Genomic DNA, 24,205 nt, shown 5'->3' with positions numbered 1-24,205 from the left:
CGTTCACCGAGCGCTCTCGAGCGGGTCTCGACAACCAGTGGTATTCCGAGAAGGAGACGGATCGATGGGAAGAGTTGAAGGCAAGGTTGCGCTCGTCACGGGCGCAGCCCGAGGACAGGGCCGGTCGCATGCGCTGCGGCTCGCTCAGGAGGGCGCGGATGTCGTCGTCCTCGACGCATGCACCGAGATCGACTCGGTGCCTTACCCACTCCCGACCGAGGTGGAACTGAAGGAGACCGAGGCGCTGGTCGCCGCGACCGGGCGGCGCGTACTGGCACGCACCGCCGATGTGCGCAGCCAGGAGCAGCTCGACGCGGTCGTCGACGAGGCCCTCGCAGAGTTCGGCCACATCGATATCGTCGCCGCCAACGCCGGCATCGTCGGCTTCCGTCCCACGTGGGAGCTCAGCGACACCGAGTGGCAGGACATGCTCGACGTCAACCTCACCGGCGCCTTCCATACCGTCAAGGCGGTCGTGCCGGCGATGATCGAGGCCGGCCGGGGTGGTTCGATCGTCATCACGAGCTCGATCCAGGCCATGCTCGGATCCGCCAACATCGCCCACTACAACGCTTCCAAGAGCGGCGTCATGGGCCTGATGCGCACGCTCGCCGCGGAACTCGGCCCGCACGGCATCCGGGTGAACACCGTCAACCCGAGCGCCGTCGAAACCCCGATGCTGCTGAACGAGGCCACCTTCCGCATCTTCGGCCCGGATCTGGAGAACCCGGGGCCGGACGACCTGTGGGAACGCTCCAAGAACCGCAATCCGATGGGCGTCGGGTGGGTTTCGGCGGCCCACCTGAGCAACGCGGTGCTGTTCCTGGCTTCCGACGAGGCCCAGTACATCACCGGGGTCGCGCTCCCCGTCGATATGGGGGTGCGGCTGTGACGATCACCGAGACCAGCGGAACGACGTCCGCGGACCTGACGCAGCGGCTCGCCGGGCGGCGGGTGTTCCTCACCGGTGGCGGCAGCGGAATCGGCGCGGCCGTCGCACACCGCCTCGCCGCCGAGGGCGCGGCCGTCGCGGTCACCGACGCCCGTGAGGACGCGGCCGTGGAGGTCGCCGACGCGGTGCGCGCGGCCGGCGGCACCGTGATCGGGTCGGTGTGCGACGTCGGCGACGAGGCTTCCGTCGCCGCGGCCGTGGAAGCGGCCGTCGCCGAGTTCGGTGGACTGGACGGGGTGGTCACGTGCGCGGGCATTTCCGGGACCGCGATGCTGCACGAGATGGACCTGGGCCACTGGGAGCGCATCCTGCGGGTGAACCTCACCGGCACATTTCTGCCGCTGCGCGCGACGATTCCGCACCTGCTCGACGCGGACGGGGGGTCGATCGTCACCGTCGGATCGGTCGCGTCGCTGGTGTCCACGAATCTGAACACCCCCGGCTACGACGCGTCGAAGGGGGGCGTCCTGCAGTTGACCCGTTCGGTTGCCATGGGATACGCCGACCGCGGGATCCGGGCCAACTGCCTGTGCCCGGGTCTGGTGAGCACCGGACTGCGCGCGAATTCCGCCGCGCTGCAGGGCCCGGAGCCGGAGGCCACGCGCAGCCGGGTGGTCGAGAACACGGCGCTGGCGCGGTCCGCGGACCCCGGCGAGATGGCGTCGGTGGTCGCGTTCCTGCTCTCCGACGACGCCTCGTTCATGACCGGAGCCGCGATTGCCGCGGACGGCGGCTTGACTGCGAACTGACGAGACCGGTGGAATCCGGCCTCGACCTCGAGCATTCCGAAAACGACAGAACCCATCCGCCCGCCGCTTCCCGGCGAGCGCTACGCAGAGGTGACCGCCTATGTCCACCGACCCCACCTGGCGCAGGGATGCCTGCGCGATCGCCGGCATCGGCACGACGGAGTACTCCCGCGACTCCGGCGTGTCGGTCACGGCCCTGGCCGTCGAGGCCGCAGCGAACGCCCTCTCCGATGCCGGACTGACCCCGGCCGATGTCGACGGCATCGTCCGCAACGACATGGACCTGGTCTCCTGCGCGGCCCTGGCCGACGGACTGGGCGTTCCGAACCTGACCTACTGGGGCGAGGCCGGCCCGGGCGGCTCCGGCCCGGCCGCGATGGTCGCGCAGGCCGTCGCCGCGATCATGAGCGGGCAGGCGACCACCGTCGTGGTGTTCCGCTCCCTCAACGGCCGCTCCGGCCGTCGCTTCGGTCTGTCCCCGGTCGCCACCCCCGAGGTCGGGGGCAACGAGACGTTCGAGGAGTTCTTCGGCCCCTACGGCCTGCTGTCGTCGGGGCAGTACTTCGCCCTGGTCGCGCAGCGTTATATGACCGAAACGGGGTTGACCGCCGAGCAGCTCGCGCAGATCGCCCTGGTAACCCGCCGCCGCGCCAACTCCAATCCGGCCGCACAGATGTACGAGCGCGCCATGACGCTCGACGACTACTTCGACTCGCGCATGCTGTCGTCGCCGCTGCGTCTGTACGACTACTGCCTCGAGACCGACGGTGCCGCCGCGGTCGTCGTCACCACCACCGAACGGGCCGAGGACCTGAGGCAGACACCGGCCCTGATCCGGTCGGTCGCGATGTCCACCTGTCCGCACCCGCAGCCGGGCCTCATGTACCCGACGCTCATGCGTGAGGACATCACCGCCCTGCCGTCGAGGGTGTGCCAGGAGACGCTGTACTCGCGGGCCGGTCTCGGCCCGGCCGACGTCGACGTCGCACAGATCTACGACTGCTATTCGATCACTGCGCTGATTCAGCTCGAGGACTACGGATTCTGCAAGCGCGGGGACACCGGCGATTTCCTTGCCGACGGGCAGATCGACCTCGGCGGGTCGATCCCGATCAATACGAGTGGAGGACACATGTCCGAGGGATACATCCACGGAATGAACCACGTCGTGGAGGGAGTGCGGCAGATCCGCGGCACCTCCACCAGCCAGGTCGAGGGAGCCCGGGTCTCCCTCGTCACCTCCGCGCCGCCGCCGGCGGCCAGCGCGCTGATCCTGGTGTCGGCATGAGCGCCCGCGGCACCGCCGTACCGGCGGACACCACGCGAGACCGGCTGCGCCCCCTCGTCACCGAGCGCGGCAGCAAGGGCTTCTTCGACGCCGCCGCGGACGGAGAGCTCGCGATCCTCACCTGTGAGGACTGCGGCCGCCGCATACACCTGCCCCGGCCGCGTTGTGTGTACTGCGCGAGCACGTCGGTGCGCTGGAAGCCGGTCGCCCGCACAGGCACCGTCTATGCCCACACGATCGTCGAGCATCAGGTCCATCCGCTGTTTCCGGTGCCGTACACGGTGATCGTCGTCGACGTCGACGGTGAGGCGGACGGGGTTCGGCTGATCGGCAACCTGCCCGGCCGCATCGACGTCGCGGCCGGTACCCCCGTGCGTAGCGTGTTCGAGGACCTCGGCACCGACGCGACGGGCAACCCTGTGGTGCTGCCGGTGTGGGAGATCGACACCGAACGCACGGCCGTTACGGATGGAGCCGGCCGATGAGCGCCTCCACCGCAACGCGGCGCCCCATCGACCCGGAGTTGTTCGTCGGCGGCAACCCCGGGGCCGCGCTGCGGGGTGCCCGCTGCCCGTCCTGCGGCACGGTCACCTTCCCGTACCAGAGCGGTTGCCCGCGGTGCGGCGGGAATGCGATGACGGATCTCGAACTGCCGCGCGAGGGCACCCTATGGTCCTACACCGTGCAGTCCTTCCCGCCGAAACACCCGTTCGTGTGCGTCGAGCCGTTCGAACCGTTCGGCGTGGGCTATGTCGACCTCGGTGACGTGATCGTCGAGGCGCGGCTGACTGTCGCCGATGCGGATGCGTTGCGGATCGACATGCCGATGCGGCTGAAAACGATCGTCAACCACGTGGACGAGGACGGCACCGAGATCGTCACGTTCGCGTTCGCCCCGAACAGTGAGGAGCAGCGATGAAGGTCGCGATCGTGGGCGTCGGCATCCACAAGTTCGGCCGCACGGAGGGCGTGAGCGGGCTCGAGCAGGGCGCGTATGCGGCACGGCAGGCACTCACCGACGCCGGAGTCGAGTTCAAGGACATCCAGTTCGCGTACGGTGGCAGCGATTCGGCCGGCAACGCCGACACGCTCGTCTCTGCCCTGGGCCTGACCGGGCTGCCGTTCGTCAACGTCAAGAACGGCTGCGCGACCGGTGGCAGTGCCCTGACCTCCGCGGTCAGCCGGATCCGTTCCGGCGAGTCCGATCTGGGCCTGGTCGTCGGGTTCGACAAACATCCGCGTGGCGCGTTCAATGCCCGCCCCGAGGACAACGGTATCGGCCGCTGGTACGGCGAGAGCGGCATGATGGTCACCACCCAGTTCTTCGCGATGAAGATCCAGCGCTACCTCGTCGAACACAACCTGCCCAGGTCGCTGCTCGCGACAGTCGCCGCCAAGGCGTTTCGCAACGGCGCGCTCGCCCCCCACGCGTGGCGCCGCACGCCGATGACGGAGGAGCAGATCGCCGGCTCCACGATGGTCAACGACCCGCTGACGCAGTACATGTTCTGCTCACCCGCCGAGGGCGGGGTTGCTCTCGTCCTCGCCCGCGCGGACCGGGCTCACGAATACACCGATGCCCCGGTGTTTCTCGAGTCCGCGGAACTGCGCTCCAGGGAGTTCGGCTCGTTCGAGGTGTTCAGTCCGTGGACGTCACCCGAGCGGGCCGACGGCCCGACCGTCACGGCCTCCCGCGCGGCGTTCGAGGCCGCCGGCATCGAACCCGGCGATGTCGACGTCGCACAGATCCAGGACACCGAGGCCGGAGCCGAGATCATGCACCTCGCCGAGACGGGGCTGTGCAAGCACGGCGAGCAGGAGTCCCTCATCCGGTCCGGTGCCACCGAGATCGGCGGTTCGATCCCGGTCAACACCGACGGCGGCTGCTTGGCCAACGGCGAGCCGATCGGCGCGACCGGCCTGCGCCAGGTCTACGAGAACGTCGTACAGCTCCGTGGCGCGGCAGGGGACCGGCAGGTCCCCGGGGAGCCGAAGGTCGGCTTCACCCACGTCTACGGCGCGCCGGGTATCAGCGCCTGCACCGTCCTCACGCGCTGAGCGGCACATCCCGACTTCACCTTCCGAGTAGGAGATCACTGATATGGCATGGGATTTCGAAACCGATCCGCAGTTCCAGGAGAAGCTGGACTGGGTGCAGCGATTCGTGGACGAGGAGGTCGCCCCGGTCGACCGCGTCGTCGAGCACGCATGGGACGTCACCGACCCCACCCGGAACAAGCTCATCCGGCCCTTGCAGGACGTCGTGCGCGGGCAGGGCCTGTGGGCGTGCCACCTGGGCCCGAAGCTCGGCGGCCCGGGCTACGGCCAGCTCAAACTCGCACTGCTCAACGAGATCCTCGGCGCCACCCACAGTGGCCCCGTGGTCTTCGGCTGCCAGGCCCCGGACTCCGGCAACGCCGAGATCCTCGCGCACTACGGCACACCCGAACTCAAGGAGCGGTACCTTCGCCCGCTCATCGACGGCGACATCATGTCTTGCTATTCGATGACCGAACCGCGGGGCGGCTCGGATCCGACCAGCTTCGTCACCCGTGCCGTCCGGGACGGCGACCACTACGTCATCAACGGTGAGAAGTGGTTCTCCTCGCACGCCCGGTTCTCGTCGTTCCTGATCGTGATGGCCGTGACCGATCCCGCCGCCCCGCGGACGAAGCGCGCGTCGATGTTCGTCGTCCCCATGGACACCCCGGGTATCGAGATCATCCGCAACGTCGGGGTGTGGGGACATAACGAGGCGGAGGGCACCCACGCCTACATCCGTTACACCGATGTGCGCGTGCCCGCCGACCACCTGCTCGGCGAGGAGGGCGAGGGCTTCGCCGTCGCGCAGACCCGCCTGGGCGGCGGACGCATCCATCACGCGATGCGTACCGTCGGGTTGGTCCGCGCCTCGCTCGATATGATGCTCGAGCGCGCGGTGTCTCGTGAGACGCGCGGCCGGAGTCTCGCGGACATGCAGTTGGTGCAGGACATGATCGCCGAGTCGTGGGCCGAGCTCGAGCAGTTCCGCCTGCTCGTCCTGCGGACAGCCTGGAAGATCGACGAACTCGACGACTACAAGAAGGTCATCGCCGACATTTCCGCCGTGAAGATGGTGATGCCCAAGGTGCTCAACAACGTCGTGTCCCGGGCGATCCAGCTGCACGGTTCCCTCGGCATCTCGAAGGAGATGCCGTTCGGCAAGTGGCTGCTCGAGAGCTACCACATGGGCCTGGCCGACGGCGCCACCGAGCTGCACAAGCAGCAGATCGCCAAGCAGCTGCTGAAGAACGCCACGCCGGCGTCGGGCCTGTTCCCGACGACGCACCTGCCGGCGCTCGACGCGGCCGCCGAACTCAAGTTCGGCCTGCCCGCGGTGGGAGCCCAGTGATGACGGGCTCGGTCGTGTCCGGCGAGCAGCCGTCGGCCTCGAACGTCGGGGAGCCGCGCACGGAGGTCGCGCCGGTCCGGACGGGGGAGGACCTCGACTGGGCCGCGCTCGAGGCATACCTGCGGATGCACCTCGACGACGTCGACGGGGAGTTCTCCGTCCTGCAGTTCCCGCGCGGCTCGGCGAATCTCACCTATCGTGTGGGCTTCGGCGACCGTCTCCTCGTCGTGCGCCGCCCGCCCTTCGGCCAGCTCGCTCGGGGCGCTCACGACATGACCCGCGAATATCGGGTGCTGTCCCGGCTGCACCGCGAGTACGACCGCGCCCCCCGGGCGCTGTTGCACTGTGCGGACGAGAGTGTCGTCGGTGCCGAGTTCTTCGTCTCCGAGTACCGCGACGGTGTCGTGGTGTGGGATTCGGTGCCCGAGTCGATGTCCGGCGTCGACGACGCCGGCCGGCGGATCGGCTTCGCGGTGATCGACGCGCTCGCGGATCTGCATGCGGTCGACCCCGCCGCATGCGACCTGGCGGGCCTCGGCCGGCCCGAGGGCTACCTCGAGCGCCAGGTGCAGGGCTGGTCGGCACGATGGGACGCCGTCGCCGAGTACGCCCCGGCCGAGACCGCGGCGCTCGTGGCCGAGGCGACCCGGCGGATCCGCGCGGCGATTCCGGCAAGCCAGCGGGCCGGGATCGTCCACAATGACTACAAGGTCGACAACTGCCAATTCCCGCACGGCGACCCGGACCGGGTCAAGTCGGTGTTCGACTGGGACATGGCCACGACCGGGGACGTGCTGGTCGACCTGGGCACGCTGCTCAACTACTGGCCGGACCGGACCGTGGATCCGGCCTCGGACGCGGCGTTCATCGTCGTGCCCGGTATGCACGGCCTCGACCTTCCGTCGCGAGTGGAGGTGGTCGCGCGGTACGCGGCCGGCAGCGATCTGGACCTGTCGAACATCGACTGGTACGAGGCGTTCGGATGCTGGAAGACCGTGGTCATTCTGCAGCAGCTCTATGCACGGTTCGTGCGCGGCGAGACCACCGACGCGCGGATGGGTCAACGCGGCGAATTCGTCGCGCCCCTGGTCCGTCGCGCGCTCGGCCTGCTCCCCGCCTGACCCCGCCTCCGCACGCCCGTCCGCGCGGTGGCACCGGCCACCGCGCGGACGAGTCGTCTCACCATCGATCACACGAAAGGCGAACCCCATGGCCTCCATCGGACTGAGCGCATACGGAATGAATCCCACCGAACTCGTCGAACTGGCGGTCTGCGCCGACGACCTGGGATTCGACGCATTGTGGCTGGGGGAGCACGTGCTCCATCCGGTCGCCTACTCCAGCAGCCACCCTTCGACGGGGACGGCGCAGCACCACACGGGACCCATCGTCGATGTGTCGACGGAGCTGACGGATCCGTGGGCGGTGCACGCGGCCGTGGCCGCGACCACGAACCGCATCAAACTGGGCACGGCCGTGTATGTCACTGCCCTGCGGCACCCACTGCACACTGCGCGCACCACCATCACCGTGCAGGAACTCAGCGGCGGTCGTCTGCTCTTCGGGGTCGGCGCCGGATGGCTCGAGGAGGAGTTCGCAGCGTTGGACGTGCCGTTCCGCAAACGTTTCTCGCGCACCGACGAGTGCGTGACCATCCTGCGGAAGGCGTGGTCGGGCAGGCCGTTCTCCCATGAGGGCGAGCACTACCGGTTCGATGAGGTACAACTGCATCCTCGCCCCGTGCACGTGCCCGTCATCCACGGCGGTAACGGCCCGAAGGCGCTTGCCCGCGCGGCGCGGCTGGGAGACGGATGGTTCTCCTCCGGCACCCCGAGCTTCGGACAGGCGGTGGAGATGGTGAACGAGATTCGCAGGCTGCGGCGCGAATTCGGTCGGATCGGCGAGTTTCCGTGCTACGTGCGCGTCGACGCGGCGACTTCGGCGGACCTGCGCCGGTACCGCGACCACGGCATCGAGGACCTCGTGGTCTGGGCCGACTCGGTCTGGAAGGGCGACTCCGCCGAAGAGCGCCGCGCCTTCCTGACCGCGGCCGCCGATCGCCTGGGCGTGGGACCGTCGCGGGTGTGAGAGTCAGTCCGAGCCTGCGACGTTCACGACCGGGATCGACGCGCCGCTGACCGCGCGCGAGGAATCACCGAGCAGGAAGCCGATGACCTCGGCGATGTCGGTGGGGCGGGCCCAGCTGGAGCGGTCGGCCTCGGGCATTGCGTCCCGGTTGGCGGGGGTGTCGACCATGGTAGGCAGCAGACCGTTGACGCGGATGTTGTCGCCGGCGTATTCGACTGCGAGCGCCTGGACCAGGGCGGAGACGGCGGCCTTGGACGCGACGTAGGTGGCGGCGCCCGGGAAGGGCCGGACGGCGGCGGCGGAGCCGATGCACACCACGGACCCGCCGCCGTGGCGGATGAGTTCGGGTAGGGCGGCCTGGATGACGCGGTAGGCGATCGTGAGGTTGATCGACAACTGGGCCTCGAGGACCTCGATGGGCGTTTCGTGGACCCGGCGGCCGGCAGCGAATCCGCCGACGAGGTTGACCACGCCGTACAGCGGCCGGGCCTCGTCCTTCGTCGCGCACTCCACGACCGCCTCGACGTCCTGCTCGTCGGACAGATCGGCGCGGATCGTCTCGAGGTTCGGGTGCGGAGCGACGCGGTCGAGTTCGGCCTCGACGTACCAGGGGACCACCAGCCGCCAGCCGGCGTCGAGGAGGTGGCGGGTGACCGCGGCGCCGAGGCCGCCGGTGCCGCCGGTGACGATCACGGTGCGGGCGGGGGACATCTCGTTCATGGGCAGAGCCTTTCGAGGTGCGAACGGGTGGTATCGGGATGGGAGGTGCGGTCAGGGCACGCGAGGGTCGGCGCGCCGGATCTCGGGGGCCGCGCGCCAGTCGTCCAGCCCGTGCTCGACCGTGCCGATGCAGGTTTCGCCACGGGTCAGCGCGGACCAGTGGGCGTGATTGAGCTGGTGAAGGGTGAAGCCCGCGTCGAGGGCGGACTGGAATCCGCCGGCGTCCTGGCTCTGGTTCACCGATTCCTTGATCAGCAGGGCTGCCATCGTAGGGACCCGGGCGATCCGGCGCGCGAATGCGAGGGTCGAGTCGGCGAGTTCGTTCTCGGGGAAGATCTTCGAAACCATGCCGAGGGCATGGGCATCGGCCGCATCGAGGCAGTCACCGGTCAGGAGAAGTTCCTTGGTCTTGCGGAGACCGAACTCCCACGGATGGGCGAAATACTCGACGCCGCACATCCCCAGCCGGGTGCCGACGACGTCCGCGAACGTGGTGTCCTCGGCTGCGACGATCAGATCGCAGCTCCACATCAACATGAGCGCGGCGGAGTACACGGCTCCGTGCACCTGCGCGATGGTGATCTTGCGAAGGTTGCGCCAGCGGCGGGTGTTCTCGAAGTAGTAGTGCCACTCCTGGTGGTGGCGCATCTCGATCTCGGAGTAGGTGGCGCCGTTGCAGGCGTAGGTGACGTGCTGGTCCGGACCGGGAGTACGTTCGCGCACGTCGTCGGAGGAGCCGAGATCGTGCCCGGCCGAGAAGGACGGTCCGTGGCCCCCCAGGATGACCACGCGCACCGTGTCGTCGGCCTCGGCGCGTGCGTAGGCCTTGGCGAGTTCGACGAGCAGGCCCCGGTTCTGGGCGTTGCGCTGCTTCGGGCGGTCGAGCATGATGCGGACGATGCGACCCTCGTCGAGGGACTCGTAGGTCAGGTACTGGTAGTCGGTCATCACGGTCCTCACGGAGTCCGGCGCCGGCCGACGGTGTGTCCGCGCGCCCGACTAAATATTGCAATATTTGGTGTGGTTATCGATATGTACCGTATCCTTTGCTGTGGCGCAAGTCACCGGGTGGCTGTAAGGCTTTGCGGTTCAACGCTGCCGACGGTGGTGAACGGGCAGTCGGCGCCGGCCGAGGGCCAGCACCCCCAACGCCAGCGCGACGGCGCCGGCGGCGGCGGCGAACGGAACGTGAGGGTTGAAGATCTCGCCCATCCGGCTTGCGAGCCACGGGGCCACCGCGCCGCCGCCGAAGCGCACGAAGCTGTACGCCGCGGCTGCGGTGCTCCCGTCCACCGGCGCGGCGTCCATACCGATTTCGGTCACCAGGGTGTTGAGGACGCCCAGGAACAGGCCCGAGACGACGATGCACGTCACGACCGCCGGTCGGTTGCCGGTGAATACGGCCACGACTGCAAGGGTGAGGGCGAACAGGGCCAGGCCCAGGGCGGTCGCGCCGATCGCGCCGAGCGCGGTGCGCAACCGAGGCGCGACGGACACCGACGAGATCACCACGCACACGCCCCAGCCGCAGAAGACGAATCCGAGCCGAAGTGGATCGAGTTCGAGGACGAACGGCGCGTATGCGAACAGGGCGAAAAGGCCGAGGTGGTACAGCAGGGAGACGAGGGCGATCGACAGCAGGCCCGCGTGCCCGAGCGCCCGGAGCGGTGCGATGAGCGGGATCGGCCGGTCGGGCGTCGTGGCGGGCGGCAGCAGGACGACGAGCAGCGCGAAGGCCACGGCCATGAGTACGGAGGCGCCGAGGAAGGCGGCGCGCCAGGAGATCTGGCCGAGAAGTCCGCCGACGAGCGGGCCCGTCGCGATGCCGATGCCGACGGCCGACTCGTAGAACACGATCGCTTTCGGCGCACCGCCGGTCGCGGCGCCGACTATCGCGGCGAGCGAGGTCGCGACGAACAGCGCGTTACCCAGTCCCCATCCGGCGCGGAAGCCGATGATCTGGCCGAGCGTCCCCGACAGGCTCGCGCCCAGGGAGCATCCGGCGATGACGAACAGGCCCAGCAACAGGGTCTTGCGGGTGCCGATGCGGCTGGATATCGCGCCGGTGACCAGCATCGCGAGACCCATCACGGCCATGTAGCCGGTGAACAGCAACGACACCTGTGACGGCGTGCCGCCGAGCTGCTCGGCCAGCGGGCGCAGGATCGGGCTGACCACGCCGATACCCATGAACGCGACGATCACGGCGAACGTGATCGCCCATACCGCGCGCGGTTGCTTCGGCTGTCCCGGTGCCGCACCCGGGGGAGGCGCGGCAGCGGCTGTGGGCGGTTCTGCCGGACGCGCCGGGAGGGAAGTCTCGGCGGCGGGTATGGAGGGTCTGGTCGTCAAGGGGTCTCCGCTCTCGTTCGTCACCCGACGGGACACGCTCGACCGAGAACGCCGCGGAACTCCTCCGGATACGGTCATGCCGCATACGAACGGGCCGCACCTGCCGGGTGGACCCGGGGAGGCGGCGGCCGGACTACGAAGGGCAGGCTAGTCGGTCAGAGCCACTCCACCCGCTCGTCGAGGATGCGCGGGTTCTGGCGGCTGATGCGGTCGATGACCTCGCGCATGTGTGCGCGGGTCAGAGTGCGGGCGAGTTCGGCGTTGCCGGCAGCGATGGCGTCGTGGATCTGGCGGTGCGGCTCGGTGAAGGCCTCCCGCTCCTTCTCGTTCCACTCCTCGGGGTGGGCGCCGAGCATCCGGTCGGTATACAGGTGGGCCAGGGCCGAACCGGTGAGGTCGAGGACGTAGTTGCCGGTCAGGTTCCGCAGCGCGCTGTGGAATCCGGTGGCGGTCTCGGTGACCTCTTCGTTCGACATGTCCGGTCTGAGATCGTGGGCGGCCAGGGGAGTGAGGTCGACGTCCTCTCCGGCGGCGATCCGATCGGCGAGCATTGCTGCGGCCAGCCCCTCCATCTCCAGGGCGGCCTCGGCAACTTCGCGGAACTGAATGCCGTTCGCCTGCAGATACATCGACAGCGTGTCGCCGAACTCGGAGCCCGAGGGCTCCGACACGATCGGGCCCCCGCCCAGGCCCTGCCGGACCGTCACCAGCCCCTGCGCCTCGAGCAGGCGCAGGCCCTCTCGCACCGACGCGCGGCCGACCCCGAACCGCTTGGCCATGTCGTTCTCGGACTCGAGCGCGGAACCCGGGCCGAGCCGGCGGTCGGCGATGTCCTTGGCGACCATGCGCGCGACCGTCCGCGAGACCTTCTCGTTCCGTGTCATCGCGATGGCGCGTCGGAGGGCGGCGGTTCCTGTGGGAGAACCCATGGTGTTGCGCGTCATTCGATGTCCTCGTCGGTTGTTCGGTCGGCGATCGGGGTGGTGATGAGTATAGGGACGGGGACCGTCCCGACCGGGCACTCCTCCTTAACCATGCCAATATTTCGTATCTAATGCTATACCAAAGCTATGACGCAGCACACAGTGGAACCCTATTCGACGCACTCCGGCTCGCGGCACCAGGCGCTGGTGGGGCAGAATGCCCTGGTCACCGGCGGTAGCGAAGGCATCGGTCGCGGTATCGCGGAGCGGTTGCTCGACGCCGGCGCGACGGTCGCGGTGGCGGCCCGCCGCCCCGAGATCCTCGACGAGGCCGTCGCATCGTTGCGCGCCCGGTGCGGCGACGAGTCGCGGGTCGCGGGCATCGTGGCCGACATCGCCGACGCCGACTCGGTAGCGGCGATGTTCGAACGGGTCGAGCGGGAGTTCGGTTCGCTCAACGTCCTGGTCGCGAACGCCGGCAGCGGCACCGTGGCGCCGTTCCTCGAACTCACCGAGGAGCAGTGGCAGGCCTGCATCGACCTCAATCTCACCGGCACGTTCCGGTGCGTGCAGGCCGCGGCCCGCGCGATGGTCCGCCGAGAGGGGACGAATCGCTCGATCGTCGTGGTCTCGTCGATCCGGGCGCTGGGAGTGCGGCCGAGCCTGGTGCCGTACGGCACCGCAAAGGCCGGTCTCAACCAGTTGGTACGAATGGCTGCCTACGAGCTCGCCCCCACGGGCATTCGGGTCAACGCACTGTCCCCCGGGATCACTGCGACGCCACTTACGCAGGAGCGCAATTCGCTGTTCGACGAGCGTGCCGCCACCGTGCCGATGGGGCGCGCCGGTACGCCGGCGGACATGGCGAGCGCGGCGCTGTACCTCGCGGGCCCGGACTCGGCGTTCGTCACCGGGACGAACCTCATCGTCGACGGCGGGGAGTCCCTGTACTGACCTGTCACGCGGAAGCCGCGGGACCGGATCCCGTGCGTATCGAACAGGCCTTCACCGGTGATGTGATGTACAACTCATAAAACATTGCTATAGTTACGGTGTTTTTCACCCCGGCTCTGGAGGCCGCTCCGTCGAATCCGCGCCCGTGTGTCGCCGCGCCGGCCGACGGAACCACCACCACACGCAGCGTAGCTGCCGTGTGGCCCGAAAATCTTTGCAGTAGAACGTGACTGCGGTACGACGAAGGAGAACGCTCGATGACCAAGGTGATGAACGGAATCAAGGTCGTGGAGGTCGCGTTGTATGCGTTCGTCCCCTCGGCCGGCGCGATCCTGTCCGACTGGGGAGCCGACGTGATCAAGGTCGAGCACTCCGACTTCGGGGATCCGATGCGCACGACCGCGGCGTGGGGCGTGCCCGGCGACGTCGACGGCATGTCGGGTCTGTGGGAGATCAACAACCGTGGCAAGCGCGCCATCGCCCTCGACATCGCCACCCCGCAGGGTCGCGAGGTCCTCATGAAGCTGGTCGAGACGGCCGACGTCTTCTCCACCAACTTCCTGCCGGATGCGCGGACCAAGCTGGGTATCGACGTCGACGACATCATGGCGCGCAATCCGCGCATCGTCTACGCGCGCGGAACCGCCCAGGGTGTCGCCGGACCCGACTCCGAGAAGGGTGGATTCGACGGCATCACCTACTGGGCCCGCTCCGGTGCGGCGGGGTCGATCGCCCCCGACGACCTCGAGTGGCCGGCCAACATGCCGGGGCCGGCCTTCGGCGACGTGCAGAGCGGGATGGCGCTCGCCGGCGGGATCGCGGCCGGCCTGCTGCACCGTGAACGCACCGGGGAGGGCATCGTCGTCGACACGTCGCTGTTCGCGGTCGGCGCGTGGGCGATGCAGGCGACCATCGCCGGCGCCCAGCTCGTCGGGGCCGCGGAACTGCCCTATCCGGACCGGTCCGCGCCGGTGAACCCGGTCTCGAACATCTACCGGACCAGCGACGGCCGGTACATCCATCTGGCGTTGTTGCAGAGCCAGAAGTACTGGCCCGGGCTGTGCGAGGCGATCGGCCGACCCGACCTGATCGACGACCCGCGTTACGCGACGTTCGAGGACCGCGCCCGCAACACCCGCGAGTGCACCGCCGAGCTCACCGAGGTGTTCCGGACCCGCACCCTCGCGGAGTGGACGGACATCCTCGGCAAGCAGGAGGGACAGTGGGACGTCTTCCGCAAGCCCCTCGACGTGCTGACGGACCCGCAGGCGATCGCGAACGAGTACGTCCGCACCGTCGAGTACGAAGACGGGCGCACTCTGGATCTCGTCACGGCGCCGATGCGGTTCGGAAACGAGGCGCCGGTGCTCACCCGTGCCCCCCAGCACGGTGAACACACCGAGGAGGTGCTGCTCGAGCACGGCCTCGACTGGGATCAGATCGTCCAGCTCAAGGTCGACGGCGCGATCAAGTGAGCCGGCTCCGGGACGCGACGGTGGGCCACCGACGCCGTCGCATCCGGGTCGGCCTGGGAGCGCTGACCGCCCAGACTGTCGGCGGGACCGCGGCGGAGTCGGGCCGGGCGTTGGACGCCCTCGTGCGGCATGCCGTGACCGCTGAGAAGTCCGGGTTCGACTCGGTCTGGCTCAGCGAGCACCACTTCGCAGAGGACGGCTATCTTCCCAGTCCCCTGGTGGTGATGGGTGCGCTCGCTCGCGAGACCACCGCTGTCGACCTCGCGACCAACGTCGCGATCGGGCCGCTGTACGATCCGCTGCGGCTGGCCGAGGATGTCGCGGTCGTCGACCAGCTCAGCGGCGGGCGCGTGATTCTGGGCCTCGGACTCGGTTATCGCCCGGAGGAATTCGCGGCCCTCGGCGTCGATCGTTCGCGGCGCGGACGAATTCTGGAGACGACCGTCTGCACACTGCGTGCGGCCTGGTCGGGCGAGGCGGTCGTGACGGACGGACGGACCGGACATGCTGTGCCGGTGCGCCCGCTCCCCGCACAGACCGGGGGACCGCCGATTCTCCTCGGGGCGTTCGCGAGCCGGGGTGTGCGCCGCGCCGCGCGCATCGCCGACGGTTGGATCGCGCCCGACCTCGCGTCCGTCGCACAGTTGGCCCGCCGGCTCGAGATACTCGAACTCGCAGACCTGGACCGGCCCTTCCACATCGCCCTGACGATGTGCGCATTCACCGCCGCCTCGGGGGCGTGGGAGGCGGTGGCGCCCGGGCATTTCCTCGTCGGCGAGCGGTACCGGCGGTGGATGGCGCAGGCCGGTGACGGCGCCGTACCGGACGGGCCGGGCACGAACGTGCCCGTCCCGACGCGGCCGGACCATGTCGTGGCCGGCACGCCCGAAGAGTGTGTCGACCAACTGCGTCCGTGGTGGGAACTGCTGAGGGCGCTGCCGCAGACGGTGAGCGCGCACGTGACGGTGCGTGTGGTGTTCCCCGGAGTTGACGATGTGGCGACCCGCGAGTCGATCCGGCTGCTGGGAACGGACGTATTCCCGGCTCTGGCCGAGTGACTCGGCCCCTCGTGACGCGGAACGCTTCCGGGTATGGACTGTGATCTAAATCTCCGTTAATATTCGCATGTTCCTAATAGTAAGGGCATGCAATCCGCCGAGCGGATCTTCCGTTCGAACTCCATCCGATTCTCAGGAGGATTACGTGTACGACCTTCGCGATATCAAGATCATCGACACCGACACCCATGTCGTCGAGCCCCCGGACCTGTGGACCTCGCGGATGTCGACCAAGAAGTGGGGCGATCTGGTGCCGCACGTGCGCTGGGACGATCACCGCGGTGATCAGGCGTGGTTCGTTGCCGGCAAGCGCATGAGCGCGGTCGGTTCGCCGGCGATGGCCGGCTGGCACGAGTACCCGCCGAGCTGCCCGCCGCGATTCGAGGACACCGACCCGCGCTCGTGGGATCCGGCCAAGCGCCTGACGATCATGGACGACTACGGCATCCACGCGCAGATCCTCTACCCCAACGTCGCGGTGTTCAGCTCCAAGACGCTGCAGTCCAACGGTGACAACGAGTTGCAGATCGCGTGCATCAAGGCCTACAACGACTACCTGACCGAGTGGGCGCAATTCGCTCCCGGGCGGTACATTCCGGTCGGCATTCTGCCTTTCTGGGACATGGAGGCCACGCTCGCCGAGGTCGAGCGCGTCGCCGCGGCGGGTCACAAGGGGCTGGTCTTCACGCAGAATCCGGCGGCATTCGGTCTGCCGATGCTCACCGACCCGTACTGGGACCGCCTGTGGGCTTCGGCGCAGGAGAAGAAGCTGCCGATCAACTTCCACATCGCGTCCGGCGAGGTCGACCTCAGCGGCTTCGGCCACGAGAGCAACGGCGTGCACGCCAACTACGCGATGATGGGCATCTCGTTCTTCATGGACAACGCCCGCACCATCTCTCAGCTCATCTGCGGCGGCATCTGCGATCGATTCCCCGACCTGAAGTTCGTCTCGGTCGAGTCGGGCATCGGCTGGATCCCGTTCGCGCTCGAGGGCCTGGACTGGCAGTGGAAGAACTCGGGTGTGCACAAGGAGCACCCGGAGTACGAACTGCTCCCCAGCGAGTACTTCAAGCGGCAGATCTACGGCTGCTTCTGGTTCGAGCAGGACTCGGCCCGCAGCGCGATCGAGCAGCTCGGCGCCGACAACGTCCTGTACGAAACCGATTACCCGCACCCGACGTCGATGTCGCCCGGTCCGGCCTCCGATGCGCTGGCTCCCGACGAGTACCTGCGTCGCAACTTCGCACACCTGTCCGAGGCGGACGCCCGGAAGATCCTGCACGACAACGCCGCCGCGCTGTACAACCTGGACTCCTGAGTCCGCAGCCCCGCCGCTACCCCGTCTGCCGCGCATTCGCACGGCCCAGCACTGTGGAGGAAAGATGTCCCTCTCGGAGTTCGAGTCCCGCGCCCGCGCGTGGGTCGTCGAGAACGTCGCCCGACTCGGGTTCGACCGGGTCGACGACCCTTACGACGTGGCCGTGTTCCATGATCTCGGATTCGACGAGGAGAAGGCACTACTCGATCAGCACCGCGTGTGGCAGAAGGTCAAGCTCGAAGCCGGCTACGGCGCTCTCGACTGGCCGGAGGAGTTCGGTGGCGCAGGTCTCGGCGCCGATGTCGCGGAGGCGTTCTCCCGTATCGAGAACGATCACTGTCCTTTGCGACCGCACGAATTATTCTCCGTGACAATGCATCTGATCGCTCCTACTATACGGCTCCTCGGAACGGACGGGCAGAAGCGCGAGTTCCTGCCAGCGATGCTGCGAGGCGACCTGCTTGCGTGCCAGCTCTTCTCCGAGCCCGAGGCTGGATCCGATCTGGCGAACCTGGGTACCCGAGCCGTGCGCGACGGCGACGACTGGGTGATCACCGGACAGAAGGTGTGGACGTCGGGCGCACAGTTCGCCGACTGGGGTGAACTCATCGCGCGCACCGACCCGGACCAGCCCAAGCATGCGGGCATGACGGCGTTTCTGATTCCGCTGGACGCCCCGGGTGTCGAGATCCGCCCGATCCGGCAGATGTCCGGTGGCAGCAGCTTCAACGAGGTCTTCCTCGACCGGGTGCGCATCCCCGATTCGCTGCGCCTGGGTGGAATCGGCAAGGGCTGGTCCGTCGCGCTGACCACGCTGGCGTTCGAGCGGGAGGGCGGGTCCAACTCGGCGAACGTCGGCGGGCAGTTCGACCAGCTCCTCGCCACCGCCCGCACTCTCGGCCGCGACACCGATCCGCGGGTGCGCGAGCTCCTCGCGCGGGTCTACCTGCGGCAGAAGCTCGCCCAGGTCGACGTGCTGCGCGATCGTCAGGCCCGGGAGGCCGACGCCGCCCCGACGGCGGTCGGGTCGGTGCGCAAGATCCAGTGGGTCGACAAGCTCGCCGCGGTCTCCGAGGCTGCGCGCATCATCCTCGGACGCGATCTCGTCGCGGACACCGGCGTGCCGGGCACGTTCGGCTGGAACGCGCACGTGCTCGGCGCGCCCGGGTACAGCATCGCCGGTGGCTCCGACGAGATCCAGCGCAACATCGTTGCCGAGCGACTGCTCGGACTGCCGGCGGAAGTTCGAGTAGACCGCGGAGTGACCTGGCGGGAAGCACGCGCGCGTGCCGCCGCCGCGACCGCCTGAGCCGACCCTCGACGCCACGATCCGAACATCACCCTTGTGTACTACCCCTCGAGTACTGCTCTTCACGAAAGGCCGTGTTCCATGAGAATCTCGACGCTGCGCCGCACGATCACCGGACTGGGGGTCGCCGCGCTGACGTTCACCGCGGTCGCCTGCGGTTCCGGCACCACCACCGAGGTCGCCGCAGAGGACCTGGGCCCGCAGGGGGATGCCGCGTGGCAGGAGGTGATCGAGGCGGCCAAGCAGGAGGGCTCGGTGACGTACTACACCGGGCAGGCGACCGACAATCTCGAGAACCTCGCCAACCGCTTCGAGTCGGCGTACGGGATCACGGTCGACATCGTCCGTGACAACGACGCGAATCTGCAGACCAAACTGGCCGCGGAGGCCTCGACCGGCCGGCAGGTCGCCGATGTCGTCGCCTCGGCGGCCCGCCCGTGGGTCGACGAGCGTATCGCCGAGGGCTACTACGCCCCGGTCACCGGCCCGGCGTTCGACGCAGCCGAGTTCGACAGTGAGAAGTTCATGATCGGCGACACGATCTTCACCTCGTCGGCGGCGGTGCTCACCTACGGCTGGAACACCGACCGGGTCCCCGAGGGCATGGACAGCTACGAGGACCTGCTCGCCCCCGAGCTGGCCGGCGGCAAGATCGGCGTGATCCTGCCGGTATCCGCAGCGATCGTCGACTTCTACGACTACCTCGCCGACACTGTCTCACCCGACTTCGTCGAGAAACTCGCCGCGCAGCAACCACGCACCTATCCAGGTGCGCAGGCAATGGGTCAGGCCCTGGCCTCCGGGGAACTCGCCGCCACCGTCTACACCGTCCCGCTGACCGCCGAGAAGGCGGCCGGCGCGCCGGTCGAGTCAGCCATGCCGAAGCCGGTGTTCGGTGCGGCCTTCTACACGGGCGTCAGCGGCGCCGCTCCGCATCCCAACGCGGCGCAACTGTTCGCGAACTTCCTCGTGACCAAGGCCGGTCAGGAAGCGGTCGCCAACCGGGCCGGCGCGGTCCTGTCCGACATCGCGACGGCGGCGACTCCGGCCGAGAACATCTGGGTCAACTCGCGGACCGTTACCGCCGCCGATGTGGAGGCCTTCCGCGCCGAGTTCGAGCAGTTGTTCGGCGCTTCCCAATAAGCACACCGGTTCGGTACGGACCTGACACGAGAGGAATTTCCGATGAACGTCGGTGAACGTTTGAAGAGCGCGGTGTGCACCGCGGAGGTGATTGTCGTCCGTATCGACGACGGCGCGACGGGGCCGCTGCTGTGCGGCGGCGAGCCGATGAGCGCGGATGCGGCGCCAGCCGCACCCGCGCAGGGCGGCGAGCTTCTCATGGGTAAGCGCTACTCCGGTGGCGGCGTCGAGGTCGTGGTCGTGCGCGGCGGCGCCGGGCCGCTCGCGGTCGGTGACGAGGTCCTCAGCCAGAAGCAGGCAAAGCCCCTCCCGTCCTCGGACTGACCGGGCACCCGGCGCTCCCTCATCCACGAAAGGCGACAGCATGATTCTCGGAACCTCGGCCGCGGCAGAGGACACCGCGTTGCTCACCGACACCATCCGCTCGGTGATCCGTCGGACGGACCCGGTCGACGGACGCGCGGAGCGCGTATACCGCGACGGTCCGGTCGATCGTGACCTGTGGGCCGTGCTGGGCACCGAGATCGGCGTGGGTGCACTCGCCGTTCCGGAGGCCGCCGGTGGTCTCGGCGCGTCGTTCGCCGACGTCGCCGCCGTCCTCGAGCTGCTCGGTGCGGAACTGAGCAGGGTCCCGGTCCTCAGCGGCGTCGTTGCCGCCGCGGCGTTGTCGCGCTGCGACGGCGCGCCGCGTGCCGCGGAACTGCTCGCCGGCATCGCGACGGGGGAGACCGTCGTCGCCACTGTCGTCACCGCACCGGGTACGGACCCCGGATTTCGGGCTGAACACGTGGGTGACGACGTGTTCGTGACGGGCCGAGCCGGTTTCGTCGTGGATGGCGACGTCGCCGACACCGTGCTGATGCCCGCCGCCGACGAATCCGGGAAGGTGGGCCTCTACGCCGTCGACGCAGCCGTGCTCACGACCGAGCGGATGGACACTACCGATGCGACCCGGATCCTGTCCCGGGTTCGTGCCGAGGCCGCCCCGGCGACCGTCCTCGCGGAGCGCGCTCCACTCGGGTGGATCCACGACAGGGCGGTCGTGGCCCTCGCGTGCGAGAGCCTGGGCGTCGCGCGTACCTGCCTGGCCAATGCCGTCGACTACGCCGGCCGGCGCGTCCAGTTCGGCCGCGTCATCGGCGGATTCCAGGCGATCAAGCACATGCTCGCCGAGGTCTCCGTGGCCGTCGAACTCGCCGAGTCCGCCGTTGCCCACGCCGTGTGGGCCGTCGTGGAGGGGAGCGACGACGATCTGGCCGAGGCCGCTGCGATCGCAGCCCTCGCCTGCGGGGACGCCGCACGCCTCGCCGTCGAGAAGAACGTCCAGGTGCACGGCGGCATCGGCTTCACCTGGGAACACACCGCACACCTGTACTACCGCCGTGCTCTGACTTCCGGCGTCCTGTGGGGGAGCGGTGACGATCATGCCCAGCGCCTCTATGCTCTGGCCGCGGCAGGCGCTGCGACAAGCAGCGAGGCATCCACCGATCCGAGGCAGGAGCCGGCATCCGCCGTGCTCTCCTCCACCGAGTCCTGAACCCCGCTCGTTCAGAAAGCGAGTACACCGTGTCCCACGTCTCCGTACGCCAGCTGCTCAAGAACTTCGACGGAAAACCACCCACCGTCGCCGTCGACCACCTCGACCTCGAGATCGAGGACGGCGAATTCCTCGTGCTGCTCGGCCCGTCGGGCTGCGGCAAGACCACGACGCTCCGCTGCCTCGCGGGCCTCGAACAGCCGGCCGGAGGCTCCATCACCCTCGGCGACCAGGTGGTGTTCGACCGGCAGCGCGGCATCAACCTCACCCCGGACAAGCGGTTCATCGGAATGGTGTTCCAGTCCTACGCTCTGTGGCCGCACATGACCGTGCGCAAGAACATCGCCTATCCGCTCAAGTCCCGCAAGCTCACCGACGCTCTCGCGAGCGGGCGCGTCGAGGAGACCGCGGCGCTGGTGGACTGCGAGCGGTTGCTCGACCGTCTCCCCGCCGAGCTGTCCGGCGGTCAGCAGCAGCGCGTGGCTCTGGCCCGCGGCCTGGTCTCCCACCCTGACCTGGTGCTGTTCGACGAGCCGCTGAGCAACCTCGACGCCCGCCTGCGCGACCAGGTGCGCGCGGAGCTCCACGACCTGCACCAGCGCAAGCCGTTCACCGCGGTGTTCGTCACGCACGACCAGAGCGAAGCCCTCGCTCTGGGAACCCGGATGGCGATCATGAGGTCGGGCAGCATCGTCCAGATGGGCCCGCCCCGCGAGGTCTTCGAGGAGCCGGTCGACGAGTACGTCGCGGGTTTCACCGGCATGTCGAACCGGGTCCCGTGCGAGTACGTCGACGGCCGCTGGTACGCGTTGGGCACCGAGATCCACGGCATGCAGCCGCGTGCGGCCGCGTCGGTCGGCTCGTTCGTGGTGCGCCTGCGCCCCGAAAAAGTACGCCTGGTCCCGGACGTGGCGGACCTGCAGCCCGGCGAGGCGGGCATGGTCGTCAACGTCGACGACGTCGAGTACGGGGGCCTGCACCTGGACGTCATGCTCTCGGTCGCGGTCGAGGGCTCCCAACGCCGCGAGTTGCACGCCCGCGTCGCGACGTTCGATTCGTTCCGCGCACCGCGGCTGATCGAACGCGACGCGCGGATGGTTCTCGCCTTCGACCCGATCGACGGGCGCACCTTCGACACCGACGGCAGGGCGCTGCCGATGGATCAGCAGGCGCTCGTCAGCGCCCTGGTGGGGTGAGGGCGATGGCGATTCTGACACTGCCACGGACCGAGGAGAACGAGTCCGTCACAACCGCCCCGAACGGCATGCGGAATACGGCGGTGCGCGCCGGGGCACGCCGAATGGGTGTCGTCGCGTTCACCGCGTTGCTCGCCTACCTGGTCGTCCTCCCGATCGTGCGCCTGCAACTGACCGCGTTCGAGGACGGCGCTGCCGGTTACTCGCGGGCATTCGGATTGTCACGTATCGGTCAGATCCTGTGGTACACGCTCGGATTGGCGATCGGATCACTGGCCATCGCGATGGTGCTGGGAACCGCTCTGGCGTGGGCGGCCAGCCGCCTGCCCCGCCGATTCGCGTTCCTCGAAGTCCTGCCGATTCTGCCCATCGTCATTCCGGCTGTCGCCTCGATCGTCGGCTGGGCGTTTCTGCTGTCGCCGCGGCCCGGCTACCTCAACGCCATGCTGCGGAATCTGCCGTGGTGGTCGCACCTCGAGGAAGGCCCGGTCGACATCTACTCGATCGAGTGGATCGTCATCATCACCGGCTTCTCGCTGAGTTCGTTCGTCTTCATGTTCGTCCGCTCCGGATTCGAGAACATCAACTCCGAGATGATCGAGGCCGCACAGGTTTCCGGCATGCCGGAATGGAAGGTCTTTTTCAGGATCACCCTTCCGCTGCTGCGCCCGACCCTCATCTACGGCTCCGGTGTCGCGCTGCTGCTCGGTCTCGGCCAGTTCACCGGACCACTGCTTCTGGGCACCAACTCCGGCGTCAGCGTGCTCACGACCGAGATGTACTTCCAGATCAGTGACAGTCCCGCGCAGTTCGCGACCGCCGCAGCGCTCGGCTCACCGCTGCTCGTCGTCGGTGTCGTCGTGGTCTTCGCGCAGAAGGCGATGCTCGGCAATCAGCGTCGGTTCGTCACGCACGGCGGCAAGGCGTTCAAATCACAGGGTCGGCCCTCCAAGGCCGGCGTCGCGGTGATCCTGGTGTTCTCGCTGCTGTCGACGATCCTGCCGCTGCTCGCCCTGGTGTTCGTCGCGCTGTCCCGATACTGGCGCGGCACCATCGACTTCTCGACCCTGACGTTCGACAACTTCCGCACGATCTTCTCCGGCACGGCCGTGCCGGCCGCGGTCGGCAACAGCTTGATGTTCTCGTTCGCGGCCATGGCGATCGTGCTGCCGCTCGGCTTCGTCGCGGCCGGCCTGATCGTGCGCGGCCAGCGCTACCCGGCCCTTCGCCTCCTCGTCGACGTTCTGGTATCGATGCCGCTCGGAGTTCCAGCCGTGATCTTCGGCGCAGCGTTCCTGCTGACCTACACCACCGGTCCGATCATCCTGTACGGCACGCCGTGGGTCGTGATTCTGGTGTACGTCACGCTCATGCTGCCGTTCGCGACCCGCATGCAGCTGTCGTCGATGCTCGCGCTCGGCGACAGCTACCTCGAGGCGTCCCGCGTCAGCGGCGCGGGCTTCGTCACCACGAATGTGAAGATCTTGCTGCCGCTCATGCGCGGCAGCTTGGGCGGCACCGCGGCACTGCTGTTCGTGCTGCTCACCCACGAGTTCACGGCGTCGCTGCTCGTGCGCGCGTCCCGGACCCAGGTCATGGGCACCATCCTGTTCGAGTACTGGTCCAACGGCGGGTACCCGCTGGTGGCCGCCGTGGCCCTCGTGATGACGGGCGTGACCGCCGTGGGTGTCACTGCGGCGATGCTCGCCGGCGGCGCGGACGCGATGAGCAAGATGTGAGATGTCCCCG

23 protein-coding genes are annotated in these 24,205 nt (G+C 68.5%); 19 read left to right on the top strand and 4 right to left on the bottom strand.

Annotation, left to right across the window (positions count from 1 at the left end; all coding sequences use genetic code 11):
- Positions 1-64 precede the first annotated feature (64 nt).
- From ISO16_RS14245 to ISO16_RS14205, 9 genes are all read left to right on the top strand, one after another.
- Complete coding sequence (locus tag ISO16_RS14245; RefSeq protein ID WP_006939872.1) at positions 65-892, top strand: mycofactocin-coupled SDR family oxidoreductase; 828 nt, start codon at positions 65-67, stop codon at positions 890-892.
- Positions 889-1,701: an SDR family NAD(P)-dependent oxidoreductase gene (locus tag ISO16_RS14240; RefSeq protein WP_006939870.1), complete on the top strand. Its 813-nt coding sequence runs from the start codon at positions 889-891 to the stop codon at positions 1,699-1,701. Before ISO16_RS14245 ends, ISO16_RS14240 begins: the two co-directional genes overlap by 4 nt.
- Before the next feature lie 100 nt (positions 1,702-1,801).
- On the top strand, positions 1,802-2,989 hold the full coding sequence (locus ISO16_RS14235; RefSeq protein ID WP_072636419.1) for a thiolase C-terminal domain-containing protein: 1,188 nt from the start codon (positions 1,802-1,804) through the stop codon (positions 2,987-2,989).
- Complete coding sequence (locus ISO16_RS14230) at positions 2,986-3,474, top strand: Zn-ribbon domain-containing OB-fold protein (RefSeq protein ID WP_072636418.1); 489 nt, start codon at positions 2,986-2,988, stop codon at positions 3,472-3,474. The genes ISO16_RS14235 and ISO16_RS14230 overlap by 4 nt, the downstream gene beginning before the upstream one ends.
- Positions 3,471-3,908 (top strand): Zn-ribbon domain-containing OB-fold protein, encoded by a 438-nt coding sequence (locus ISO16_RS14225; RefSeq protein ID WP_072636417.1) that lies wholly within the window; start codon positions 3,471-3,473, stop codon positions 3,906-3,908. The genes ISO16_RS14230 and ISO16_RS14225 overlap by 4 nt, the downstream gene beginning before the upstream one ends.
- Entirely contained in the window at positions 3,905-5,047 is a 1,143-nt protein-coding gene (locus ISO16_RS14220) for a thiolase family protein (protein ID WP_072636416.1), read from the top strand. Before ISO16_RS14225 ends, ISO16_RS14220 begins: the two co-directional genes overlap by 4 nt.
- Positions 5,048-5,090: 43 nt before the next feature.
- Positions 5,091-6,380 (top strand): acyl-CoA dehydrogenase family protein, encoded by a 1,290-nt coding sequence (locus tag ISO16_RS14215; RefSeq protein WP_072636415.1) that lies wholly within the window; start codon positions 5,091-5,093, stop codon positions 6,378-6,380.
- The gene (locus tag ISO16_RS14210) at positions 6,380-7,501 is read left to right on the top strand and encodes a phosphotransferase family protein (RefSeq protein ID WP_072636454.1); all 1,122 of its coding nucleotides are present in this window, start codon (positions 6,380-6,382) and stop codon (positions 7,499-7,501) included. Before ISO16_RS14215 ends, ISO16_RS14210 begins: the two co-directional genes overlap by 1 nt.
- 88 nt (positions 7,502-7,589) lie before the next feature.
- Positions 7,590-8,468, top strand: coding sequence for a TIGR03619 family F420-dependent LLM class oxidoreductase (locus ISO16_RS14205; RefSeq protein WP_029546416.1), 879 nt, complete (start codon positions 7,590-7,592; stop codon positions 8,466-8,468).
- Positions 8,469-8,471: 3 nt separating this feature from the next.
- Here the strand turns inward: ISO16_RS14205 and ISO16_RS14200 are convergent, their stop codons facing one another.
- The 4 genes from ISO16_RS14200 to ISO16_RS14185 all read right to left on the bottom strand — a co-directional run bounded on the left by ISO16_RS14200 (position 8,472) and on the right by ISO16_RS14185 (position 12,484).
- A complete protein-coding gene (locus ISO16_RS14200) occupies positions 8,472-9,188 on the bottom strand; it encodes an SDR family NAD(P)-dependent oxidoreductase (protein ID WP_072636414.1) in 717 nt (238 codons plus the stop codon).
- Between the two features lie 51 nt (positions 9,189-9,239).
- Positions 9,240-10,136 carry an enoyl-CoA hydratase gene (locus tag ISO16_RS14195; protein WP_072636413.1) on the bottom strand — a complete coding sequence of 299 codons (897 nt, stop codon included), beginning with the start codon at positions 10,134-10,136 and terminating at the stop codon, positions 9,240-9,242.
- A 141-nt stretch (positions 10,137-10,277) separates the two neighbouring features.
- The gene (locus ISO16_RS14190) at positions 10,278-11,618 is read right to left on the bottom strand and encodes an MFS transporter (protein WP_139310921.1); all 1,341 of its coding nucleotides are present in this window, start codon (positions 11,616-11,618) and stop codon (positions 10,278-10,280) included.
- A gap of 77 nt (positions 11,619-11,695) precedes the next feature.
- On the bottom strand, positions 11,696-12,484 hold the full coding sequence (locus ISO16_RS14185; RefSeq protein ID WP_006939847.1) for a FadR/GntR family transcriptional regulator: 789 nt from the start codon (positions 12,482-12,484) through the stop codon (positions 11,696-11,698).
- Positions 12,485-12,610: 126 nt separating this feature from the next.
- Here ISO16_RS14185 and ISO16_RS14180 point away from each other — a divergent pair, with 126 nt between their 5' ends.
- The 10 genes from ISO16_RS14180 to ISO16_RS14135 all read left to right on the top strand — a co-directional run bounded on the left by ISO16_RS14180 (position 12,611) and on the right by ISO16_RS14135 (position 24,195).
- Positions 12,611-13,417, top strand: a complete 807-nt coding sequence (locus ISO16_RS14180; RefSeq protein WP_072636412.1) for an SDR family NAD(P)-dependent oxidoreductase — start codon at positions 12,611-12,613, stop codon at positions 13,415-13,417.
- A 257-nt stretch (positions 13,418-13,674) separates the two neighbouring features.
- Positions 13,675-14,892 carry a CaiB/BaiF CoA transferase family protein gene (locus ISO16_RS14175; protein WP_072636411.1) on the top strand — a complete coding sequence of 406 codons (1,218 nt, stop codon included), beginning with the start codon at positions 13,675-13,677 and terminating at the stop codon, positions 14,890-14,892.
- The gene (locus tag ISO16_RS14170) at positions 14,889-15,950 is read left to right on the top strand and encodes an LLM class flavin-dependent oxidoreductase (RefSeq protein ID WP_230304353.1); all 1,062 of its coding nucleotides are present in this window, start codon (positions 14,889-14,891) and stop codon (positions 15,948-15,950) included. Before ISO16_RS14175 ends, ISO16_RS14170 begins: the two co-directional genes overlap by 4 nt.
- A gap of 145 nt (positions 15,951-16,095) precedes the next feature.
- Positions 16,096-17,271, top strand: a complete 1,176-nt coding sequence (locus ISO16_RS14165) for an amidohydrolase family protein (RefSeq protein ID WP_050035997.1) — start codon at positions 16,096-16,098, stop codon at positions 17,269-17,271.
- Between the two features lie 64 nt (positions 17,272-17,335).
- Positions 17,336-18,580 carry an acyl-CoA dehydrogenase family protein gene (locus ISO16_RS14160; protein ID WP_072636410.1) on the top strand — a complete coding sequence of 415 codons (1,245 nt, stop codon included), beginning with the start codon at positions 17,336-17,338 and terminating at the stop codon, positions 18,578-18,580.
- An 81-nt stretch (positions 18,581-18,661) separates the two neighbouring features.
- A complete protein-coding gene (locus ISO16_RS14155; RefSeq protein ID WP_072636409.1) occupies positions 18,662-19,723 on the top strand; it encodes an ABC transporter substrate-binding protein in 1,062 nt (353 codons plus the stop codon).
- 42 nt (positions 19,724-19,765) lie between these two features.
- Positions 19,766-20,047 carry a hypothetical protein gene (locus ISO16_RS14150; RefSeq protein ID WP_006939834.1) on the top strand — a complete coding sequence of 94 codons (282 nt, stop codon included), beginning with the start codon at positions 19,766-19,768 and terminating at the stop codon, positions 20,045-20,047.
- 40 nt (positions 20,048-20,087) lie between these two features.
- Positions 20,088-21,260 (top strand): acyl-CoA dehydrogenase family protein, encoded by a 1,173-nt coding sequence (locus tag ISO16_RS14145; protein WP_072636408.1) that lies wholly within the window; start codon positions 20,088-20,090, stop codon positions 21,258-21,260.
- A 29-nt stretch (positions 21,261-21,289) separates the two neighbouring features.
- Entirely contained in the window at positions 21,290-22,456 is a 1,167-nt protein-coding gene (locus ISO16_RS14140) for an ABC transporter ATP-binding protein (protein ID WP_072636407.1), read from the top strand.
- Between the two features lie 5 nt (positions 22,457-22,461).
- Positions 22,462-24,195, top strand: coding sequence for an ABC transporter permease (locus ISO16_RS14135; RefSeq protein WP_072636452.1), 1,734 nt, complete (start codon positions 22,462-22,464; stop codon positions 24,193-24,195).
- The last annotated feature ends 10 nt before the right edge of the window (positions 24,196-24,205 follow it).

Source organism: Rhodococcus sp. M8 (assembly GCF_015654185.1).
Lineage (GTDB): Bacteria > Actinomycetota > Actinomycetes > Mycobacteriales > Mycobacteriaceae > Rhodococcus > Rhodococcus aetherivorans.
The sequence above is the reverse complement of the archived record's forward strand: the minus strand, read 5'-3'. Positions and strand labels throughout refer to the sequence as shown.